Source organism: Streptococcus oralis, from assembly GCF_026782085.1.
GTDB lineage: Bacteria > Bacillota > Bacilli > Lactobacillales > Streptococcaceae > Streptococcus > Streptococcus oralis_DA.
In genome coordinates this window covers 33,280-42,326 of sequence record NZ_JAKUVW010000006.1, presented here as the reverse complement: position 1 = coordinate 42,326, position 9,047 = coordinate 33,280, and the positions used below count along the sequence as shown (strand labels likewise).

Here is a 9,047-nt window from a genome sequence, read left to right as displayed (position 1 = left end):
TTCTGTCACTGACAGATTTATTGTTTTTTCATTGTTCAGTACTATAACTTCAGTTATAGTGCCCTGCACATTGGTTCGTCTTGTTCAGTTTTCAAAGGTCTTTGTCACTCATTCTCTCTCAAGCGACAACTATATTAGTATATCACAGCTACCTGTCTCTGTCAACAGATTTTTTAAACTTTTTTCAAGTTTTTTTAGCCGCAATACACCATAGTCCGTACGGGATTCGAACCCGTGTTACCGCCGTGAAAAGGCGGTGTCTTAACCCCTTGACCAACGGACCTGAGTTTTTCAACTCTTTCTATTATACCTACTTTTTTACCTTTGTCAAGGACTTTTTTCAGTGAAGTTAATTTTTTCTTTTCTTCACTAATTTAACCACTGCTTCTGTCCGTGCAGTGTGGGGAAACATATCGACCGACTGGATATACTGGAGGTCATAGACTTTTACTAGTTTAACCAAATCTCGCGCTAAGGTCGAAACATTGCAGGATACATAGACCATTTTGTCTGGAACATAGGTCAGAATGGTTTCCAACAGCTTATCATCTAAGCCTGTACGAGGAGGGTCGACTATCAGGGCATCGGCCCTATAGCCCTCTTGATACCAGCGGGGAATAATCTCTTCAGCTGTTCCTGCTTCGTAATGGGTATTGTCAAATCCCATCTTTCGGGCATTTCGCTTGGCGTCTTCAATGGCTTCTGGGATAATGTCCATCCCTCTGAGGCTTTTGACCTTCTTCGCGAAGGCGAATCCAATCGTCCCAACACCGCAATAGGCATCAATCAGATGATCCTCTTTGCTGACATCCAGAGCCTTAACTGCTTCACTATAGAGAATTTCTGTCTGCTCAGGATTAAGCTGATAGAAAGCTCGAGGGGAGAGAGAAAACTCATAGTCGAGTACTCCTTCTTGAATACTCTCTTGGCCCCAGATAATTTCCGTCTTTTCACCATAGATTTCACTTGTTTTCGCTGTATTTGTATTGACTGCAACTGTGACGACTTCTGGAAAATCTTTAACGAGGTCTTGTACTAGTTGATTTAAATTAAGCTGGCGATTTGTGACAATGATAATCTGGACTTGTCCCGTTTTTCTTGCTCGACGTACCATGATCGTGCGAACACCGAGCGTTTTTCTCTCATCTGTAATTGGAATTTGGTGGTAAGTAAGAAGTTCAGCTAGGCGATTCGCAATCACTTGGGTTTCTTTATCTTGCACCAAACAGTCTTTCAACTCTACGAGATAATGAGAGTTTTGCGCATACAAACCTGCCTTGACCTGATTTTTAAATTTCCGAGTCTGAAATTGAAGCTTAGCACGGTAGTACTTTGGTTCCTGCATTCCGATAGTTGGACGGATTTCATAGTTTTCATATCCTGCAGGAGCAAATTTTTTCAGGGCTTGGTGGAGCAGATCCGTTTTGAACTCCAACTGTTTATCGTAGTGAAGGTGCATGATTTGGCAACCACCACATTCATTATAAATCGTACAAGCTGGTACGACTCGAAATTTAGACTTCTTATTAACCTTTAGTAATTTTGCTTCAACAAAGTTTCGTTTAATAGAAGTAATCTGACAATAGATATCTTCTCCTTTGAGGGCACCTGGCACAAAAACGAGGGTTTTCTGGTAGAAACCGATTCCCTCACCATTGATGCCCATACGCTTAATTTTTAATGGAATTTTTTGTTTGACTTTTAGATTCATAAGTCTATTATACCACGTAGTTTCTCAATGGTTAAGAATATGTTACAATAAAACCATGAATACAAAGATATCTCATTTTTCCCCATTGGATTTTCCTGAGCAATTACGAACTTATATAGAGGGAGCAGCCCTTTCTGACAGTTCTTCTCATTCAGGCGCAACGGTCCTCTATCTTGATTCAGGTTACTATTTGAAAATTGATCAAAAGCGAAGATTAGAGCGAGAAGCTGCCATTGCAAGGTGGTTTGAAACCAAAGGACTGGGAACTCTAGTCATCGACTACTTATCAACAGATAAAGACTACCTTTTAACGAAAGAAGCGCCTGGCAAAGATGCCCTTGCCTTTCTGGATCAGCCAGAAACAATTTGCCGAACCATGGCACATGCCCTTAAAAAACTTCACAACTTACACCCACACAATTTTCCATCAGAAAATCATTTACAAACCTATAAAGATAGAGCTTTGAAAACTATGAAAAAGGCGAGTTCTACGCCAAGGCCCTCCTACCCCAATTTCAGATTAATAGTCGCGAAGAGGCCTTCCAACTCATCCAAGAACAAGGACACCTTTTAAAGACTGATGCCTTTATTCACGGTGATGCCTGTCTACCAAATTTTATTCTAAAAGATGCTAGCCATTTCTCTTGCTTTATTGATCTGGGCTTGGCTGATTTTAGTGATCGTCATATCGATCTCTTTTGGGCAGTTTGGTCTCTAAACTATAACCTAGATAACCCTAAATACGCTGAACTGTTTCTTGACTATTACGGCAGAGAAGAGGTCGACACAAACAAACTTCGACTCGTTGCTGCCTTTGAAGTATTTGGATAAAAGGTAAACTATGAAAATCACAAAACTTGAAAAGAAAAAACGCCTCTACCTGATGGAGCTAGATCATCAGCAAACCTCTTATATCACGGAAGATACCATTGTCCGTTTTATGCTGTCTCGAGATAAGGTCATTAGTAAAGAGGAACTGACCGAGATTCAGGATTTTGCCCAGTTTTCTTATGGTAAGAATCTCGCTCTCTACCATTTATCCTTCAAGGCCCGTACTGAAAAGGAAGTGCGAGAGTATCTGAAAAAGTATGATATTGATGAAAAAATAACTAGTCAAGTTATCGCTAATCTTAAAGAAGACAACTGGATTAATGATCGTCAGTATGCCTACTCTATTATCAATGCCAATCAACTTTCTGGAGATAAGGGACCTTATGTGCTAGCTCAAAAACTAGCTCAAAAAGGGATTGCCAAATCAACTATTGAAGAGGTTTTAAAGGATTTTGATTTTTCAGAGGTTGCTCAACGTGTTGCAGAAAAACTGCTTAAAAAATACAATGGAAAGCTTCCTGCTCGTGCCTTGCAAGATAAGATCATTCAAAGCTTGACGAACAAGGGCTTCTCCTATTCTGATGCTAAAAATTCTTTTGATAACTTGGATAGTCAAGTCGACCAAGAAACGACTCAAGAACTCATTTTTAAAGAGCTAGACAAACAATATGCTAAGTATGCTCGAAAGTATGAAGGATACGAACTTAAACAACGTTTAACCCAAGTTTTAGCTCGGAAAGGCTATGATTTTTCGGATATAGCCAGCGCTCTCAGAGAATATCTTTAATATTTTCGTGTAAAATTCAAAAAAATTAGACCGATTTATGATATAATAGTAAACGATAAACTTATAAATTGTAGAAAGTTGGTTAGTTATGAAACTTCCAAAAGAAGGCGACTTTATTACAATTCAAAGTTATAAGCATGATGGAAGTCTCCACCGTACTTGGCGGGACACCATGGTACTAAAAACAACAGAGAACGCTATTATTGGCGTCAACGACCACACACTTGTTACCGAAAGTGACGGTCGTCGTTGGGTGACTCGAGAACCGGCTATTGTTTACTTTCACAAAAAATATTGGTTTAATATCATTGCCATGATTCGTGATAATGGGATTTCCTACTATTGCAATATGGCCAGCCCCTACTATCTAGATGAAGAAGCCCTGAAATACATTGATTATGATTTGGATGTCAAGGTTTTCACTGATGGTGAAAAGCGTCTCTTGGACGTTGAAGAATATGAACGCCATAAACGCAAAATGAAGTATTCTGATGATTTAGACTATATTTTGAAAGAGCATGTTAAAATCCTTGTTGATTGGATCAACAATGGACGCGGTCCTTTCTCAGAGGCCTATGTCAACATTTGGTACAAACGCTACATAGAACTAAAGAATCGGTAAAGTTGTCAAGCCGGGGTGAGAGCCCTGGTTTTTTTATTGGAAAAACCCAGCCTGGAAGCTGGGTTAATTGCTATATATCTAATTTAGTGACAGTAAACTTGATATGAGAATAATCTTTTTCAACATCCTTATCCAACAAGAAAGCTGTGGCATCCTTCTTAACCTGAACAAGGTCAATGTTCTGAGCTTGAGCTGCATAGACGCATCCACAATAACATTGACGATAGATATCATACTCCTCGCACATCTCCACTGAACGTTTGTAGCCTTGATTTTTCTTGAAATCACTTGGAAGATAGTGGGTTGTGTAAATCTTTTGCACATCAATTCCGATGCTGTTGATGGTTTGAGAATTCTTATGGGGACTGATGGTCAAAGCTGAACCAAAGTAGTCAAAGCCCAAGTCCATAGCTACCTGTGCTGTTTTGTCCAGACGGTAGTCAAAACAAACCTTGCAACGGTCTCCACCTTCTGGTTCTTCTTCCAGTCCTCTGACTAACTTCCGGTATTCATTGGGTTCGTAGGGCGCTTCTAAATACTGGACCGTATTTCCTGTTCGCTCATTGAAGTCACTGACAAATTTCTTGGTGACGTAAGCCCGCTTGTGGTATTCTGCCTTGGGATGGATATTGGAATTGGCAAAATAGATGGTCACATCAGCGTATTTTGTCAGGTATTCTAGGGTGTAGGTACTACAAGGAGCACAGCAAACATGCATGAGAATAGTGGGACGTTGCTCATTTTTCTCCCAAACCTGAACCATTTTCTGCATAACACGGTCATAATTAATCTTCTGATTGGGATTCATCTTGCTCAGAATTTCTTCTACATCGATCATGTTCTTCTCCTTTTTCTAGTTTTATTTTATCATATAAGTCAGGAGAGCTCAAATCTATTTAGAAGAGAAAACCTTAAAAGGAGGGATTATGTTCCCTCCTTTTGTGTTTTTTATAAGTTGCTTTTACATCATCCCGCTCATCATGCTTGGATCCATTGCTGGAGCTGGGGCTACTGGTTCCGGTTTATTGGCTACAACTGCTTCTGTTGTCAAAATCAAGCTGGCTACAGATGCTGCATTTTGAAGGGCAGAACGGCTCACTTTAACTGGGTCGATGATTCCTTCTTCAATAATGTTGACCCATTCGCCAGTTGCTGCGTTGAAACCTGTACCAATCTCGGCATTTTTCAAACGATCGATAACGATAGAGCCTTCAAATCCTGCATTGTGGGCAATTTGACGGACTGGTTCTTCCAAGGCACGGAGAACAATATTGCGTCCTGTTGCTTCGTCTCCTGTCAATTCCAAATTAGCCACGGCTGGAATGACATTTACAAGAGCTGTTCCTCCACCTGCAACGATTCCTTCTTCCACGGCTGCACGAGTCGCGTTAAGGGCATCTTCAATGCGGAGTTTCATTTCTTTCAACTCAGTTTCAGTTGCAGCTCCGACCTTGATGACTGCAACACCACCTGACAATTTTGCCAAGCGTTCTTGTAATTTTTCACGGTCGAATTCAGAAGTTGTGGTTTCGATTTGTGACTTGATAACTGCAACACGGTGACAAATAGCTTCAGGATTTCCAGCACCTTCTACGATAACAGTGCTATCTTTGTCCACAGTTACTCTAGCTGCTTGACCAAGCGCCTCAATTGTCGCATCTTTCAATTCAAGACCAAGATCTTCTGTGATGACTGTTCCTCCTGTCAAGATAGCGATGTCTTCTAACATAGCCTTACGACGGTCACCGAAGCCAGGTGCTTTGACAGCTACGACATTGAAGGTTCCACGAATCTTGTTCAATACAAGAGTCGGAAGAGCTTCACCATCCACATCATCTGCAATAATCAAGAGAGGACGGTTGCTTTGAAGAATACTTTCTAGAAGTGGCAAGATTTCTTGGATATTTGAAATCTTCTTGTCAGTAATCAAAATGTATGGATTTTCAAGGTCCGCCACCATTTTTTCGCTATCTGTCACCATGTACTGTGATAGATAACCGCGGTCAAACTGCATTCCTTCTACGACTTCAAGCTCTGTTTCCATACCACGTGATTCTTCAATAGTGATGACACCATCTTTACCAACTTTTTCCATGGCTTCAGAGATGTATTCGCCGACTTTCTCAGAACGAGAAGATACGGCAGCAACTTGAGCGATGGCTTCTTTATTAGCAACTGGAATAGCATTGTTTTTCAAGGCTTCTACAGCTGCGGCAACTGCTGCTTCAATCCCACGACGGATACCGATTGGGTTGGCACCCGCAGTGACGTTTTTGATTCCTTCGCGGACGATAGCTTGGGTCAAGACAGTTGCAGTTGTCGTTCCGTCACCTGCGATATCATTGGTTTTTGAAGCTACTTCTGATACCAATTTGGCACCCATATTTTCAAAATGGTCTTCCAACTCGATTTCTTTGGCAATGGTCACCCCGTCATTGGTAATCAATGGTGAGCCAAATGATTTTTCCAACACAACATTACGACCTTTTGGTCCCAAGGTTACTTTGACAGTGTCTGCAAGGATATCGACACCACGGACCATAGCTGAACGAGCATCAGATGAAAATTTAATTTCTTTTGACATACTTACTTTCTCCTTCTATTCTTCAATGATAGCCAAGATGTTAGCTTCGCCAACGATGATGTACTTCTCATCGCCATCTTTGACATCAATACCAGCGTGGGCTTCAACTAAGACACGGTCTCCAGGCTTAACACTTGGAGCAACCAAGTCACCGTTCAAGGTACGAACCCCTTGTCCAGTAGCTACAACTTGGGCTGTTTTTGTTTTTTCTTGGGCTGAGCCCGCAAGGACAAAGCCTCCAACAGTTTGTTCTTTTTCTTCGATTTTTAAGACCACACGGTCTCCTAATGGTTTCAACATCTGTTTTCCTCCATGATGAAATACATATCATTAGCACTCTTTATATATGAGTGCTAATTCATAGTTCTATTGTATCACTTGGTCAGAAATAGTCAAGAAAAAAGTCTGACTTTGGCAAGATAAAAAGTCTGACACCAACTCAGACTTTTCAATGTTTATACTCAATGAAAACCAAAGAGCAAACTAGGAAGCTAGCCGCAGGTTGCTCAAAACACTGCTTTGAGGTTGTAGATTAGATTGACGAAGTCAGTTACCTATACCCACGGCAAGGTGAAGTTGACGTGGTTTGAAGAGATTTTCGAAGAGTATTAAAATGGCAATTCTTCCTCTTCCAAAACCAAGTCTGCCAAATCCTGTCCAGCGTTATTTTCACGCATAGCACGTTGGGCGCGGCTTTCCAAAAGTTGGAATCCTGTGGCAAGGACTTCAGTCACATAGTTCATCTGGCCATTTTTCTCAAAGCGACGGGTACGAAGTTCTCCATCCACAGAGATAAGACTACCTTTAGTTGCGTAGCTTGCCAAGGTTTCAGCCAATTTCCCCCAAAGAACCAAATTGACAAAATCAGCTTCACGTTCCCCGTTTTGGTCTTTGTAACGACGGTTCACAGCGATAGTTGCTCGCGCCACTGACTTGTCGTTGTTTGTTTTGTGCAATTCTGGTGTAGACGTCAAGCGCCCGATCATGATAACTTTATTATACATATTTTCTTCCTCCTACTTATCTATTCGTAAGGAATCAAAAAAAGTTACAGAAATTTGTAACTTTTCGAGAAAATTTTTTATTTTTTATGAACCATGAAACCTGTCGCCTGTTGATTGGCCATAATGGTCATATCTGTAATCTGCACACGACGAGGCTGACTGGTCACATAGACCACTGTATCTGCAATATCCTGAGCTTGCAAGGCCTCAATTCCCTGATAGACGGTGGCAGCACGCTCTTTGTCACCATGAAAACGAACTGTAGAGAAATCTGTTTCGACAATCCCTGGTTGAATGGTGGTCACCTTGATATCCGTTGCAATGGTATCAATTCGCAGACCATCTGAAAAAGTCTTGACTGCAGCCTTGGTGGCTGAGTAAACAGCTGCCCCAGCATAGGCATAGATTCCTGCGGTCGATCCCATGTTGATAATATGACCCTGATTGACTTTTACCATTGCTGGTAAGAAACAGCGAGTAACTGCCATCAAACCCTTGACATTGGTATCCAACATGGTCAGCATATCCAATTCTTCGTAGTCTTGATAGGGAGTCAAGCCAAGAGCTAGTCCAGCATTATTGACCAAGATATCAATCTGCCCTATCGTTTCCAAAATATCGGAGCAGACAGTCTTGACCATGGTCATATCCGTGACATCCAGTGGAAAGGTCCAAACTGTTTGATTTGGAAAAGTTTCTGCAAACTCTGACTTGAGGGCCTCTAGTCTGTCTGTCCGACGCCCTGTTAGAACGACATTCTCCCCCTGCTCCAGATAAGCACGCGCAATCGCTTCACCGATTCCTGAGGTCGCTCCTGTAATCACTACATTTTTCGCCATCTTATCCCCCTATCTGGTCTATCAAATACTAACAATTTCTTAGGCAGTCCAGTGCTTGGCTGGGTCAAATGGGGTTCCGACAACTTGGTCTTCTGATAATTCAATAACCCCACGTTTTTGCGGAGCATTTGGTAGATGCAATTCACGAGGGCTACACATCATGCCAAAACTCTTTTCACCACGAAGCTCGCCTGGAAAAATGAGATTGCCTTTTGGCATCATCGCTCCAGGAAGAGCTACAATGGTTTTCAATCCGACACGCGCATTGGGAGCCCCTGCAACGATTTGCACTGTCTTGTCACTTGCGACTGCAACTTGGCAGATGTTGAGGTGGTCACTATCTGGATGGGCTACCATCTCGACAATTTCACCGACAACAAACTTAGGTTCCTTGTCAGTGACAATCTCTCCCGCAAAGCCTTCCGCCTGCAATTCTTGGTTCAAACGAGCGACTTGCTCATCTGTCAAAAAGACTTGACCACGCTCTGCAATTTCAAACAAACTTGAAACTTCGAAAATATTCCAAGCCACTGTTCCTCCATTTTCTTTGAAGAAAACACGGGCTACCTTGCCTTTGCGCTCCACGTCTAGTTTGGCATCTCCGCTGTTTTTCACGATGACCATAAGGACATCGCCAACATGCTCTTTATTATATGTAAAAATCATTCT

At 41.7% G+C, this 9,047-nt stretch carries 9 protein-coding genes, 1 tRNA gene and 1 pseudogene; 3 read left to right on the top strand and 8 right to left on the bottom strand.

Annotated elements, in window-relative coordinates; translation table 11 throughout:
- Positions 1-211: 211 nt before the first annotated feature.
- Positions 212-283: transfer RNA gene (locus tag MK395_RS09470), tRNA-Glu, on the bottom strand.
- A 66-nt stretch (positions 284-349) separates the two neighbouring features.
- Positions 350-1,711, bottom strand: coding sequence for a 23S rRNA (uracil(1939)-C(5))-methyltransferase RlmD (rlmD, locus tag MK395_RS09465; protein ID WP_268711750.1), 1,362 nt, complete (start codon positions 1,709-1,711; stop codon positions 350-352).
- Between the two features lie 55 nt (positions 1,712-1,766).
- On the opposite strand from rlmD, the pseudogene MK395_RS09460 reads away from it, so the two are divergent.
- The 3 genes and pseudogenes from MK395_RS09460 to ntdP all read left to right on the top strand — a co-directional run bounded on the left by MK395_RS09460 (position 1,767) and on the right by ntdP (position 3,951).
- Positions 1,767-2,542: pseudogene (locus MK395_RS09460) on the top strand (aminoglycoside 3'-phosphotransferase).
- A gap of 10 nt (positions 2,543-2,552) precedes the next feature.
- Entirely contained in the window at positions 2,553-3,329 is a 777-nt protein-coding gene (gene recX, locus MK395_RS09455) for a recombination regulator RecX (protein WP_268711749.1), read from the top strand.
- Between the two features lie 88 nt (positions 3,330-3,417).
- On the top strand, positions 3,418-3,951 hold the full coding sequence (gene ntdP / locus MK395_RS09450) for a nucleoside tri-diphosphate phosphatase (RefSeq protein ID WP_000775318.1): 534 nt from the start codon (positions 3,418-3,420) through the stop codon (positions 3,949-3,951).
- Between the two features lie 70 nt (positions 3,952-4,021).
- Here the strand turns inward: ntdP and MK395_RS09445 are convergent, their stop codons facing one another.
- The 6 genes from MK395_RS09445 to ytpR form a co-directional block, all read right to left on the bottom strand.
- Entirely contained in the window at positions 4,022-4,789 is a 768-nt protein-coding gene (locus MK395_RS09445) for an epoxyqueuosine reductase QueH (RefSeq protein WP_000567567.1), read from the bottom strand.
- Positions 4,790-4,912: 123 nt separating this feature from the next.
- Positions 4,913-6,535, bottom strand: coding sequence for a chaperonin GroEL (gene groL, locus MK395_RS09440; protein WP_268711748.1), 1,623 nt, complete (start codon positions 6,533-6,535; stop codon positions 4,913-4,915).
- A gap of 15 nt (positions 6,536-6,550) precedes the next feature.
- Positions 6,551-6,835, bottom strand: coding sequence for a co-chaperone GroES (gene groES / locus MK395_RS09435; protein ID WP_000917326.1), 285 nt, complete (start codon positions 6,833-6,835; stop codon positions 6,551-6,553).
- A 308-nt stretch (positions 6,836-7,143) separates the two neighbouring features.
- On the bottom strand, positions 7,144-7,539 hold the full coding sequence (locus tag MK395_RS09430) for a single-stranded DNA-binding protein (RefSeq protein WP_000282459.1): 396 nt from the start codon (positions 7,537-7,539) through the stop codon (positions 7,144-7,146).
- Positions 7,540-7,616: 77 nt separating this feature from the next.
- Positions 7,617-8,378 carry an SDR family NAD(P)-dependent oxidoreductase gene (locus MK395_RS09425; protein ID WP_268711747.1) on the bottom strand — a complete coding sequence of 254 codons (762 nt, stop codon included), beginning with the start codon at positions 8,376-8,378 and terminating at the stop codon, positions 7,617-7,619.
- A 39-nt stretch (positions 8,379-8,417) separates the two neighbouring features.
- Positions 8,418-9,044 (bottom strand): YtpR family tRNA-binding protein, encoded by a 627-nt coding sequence (gene ytpR / locus MK395_RS09420; RefSeq protein WP_268711746.1) that lies wholly within the window; start codon positions 9,042-9,044, stop codon positions 8,418-8,420.
- Positions 9,045-9,047 lie beyond the last annotated feature (3 nt).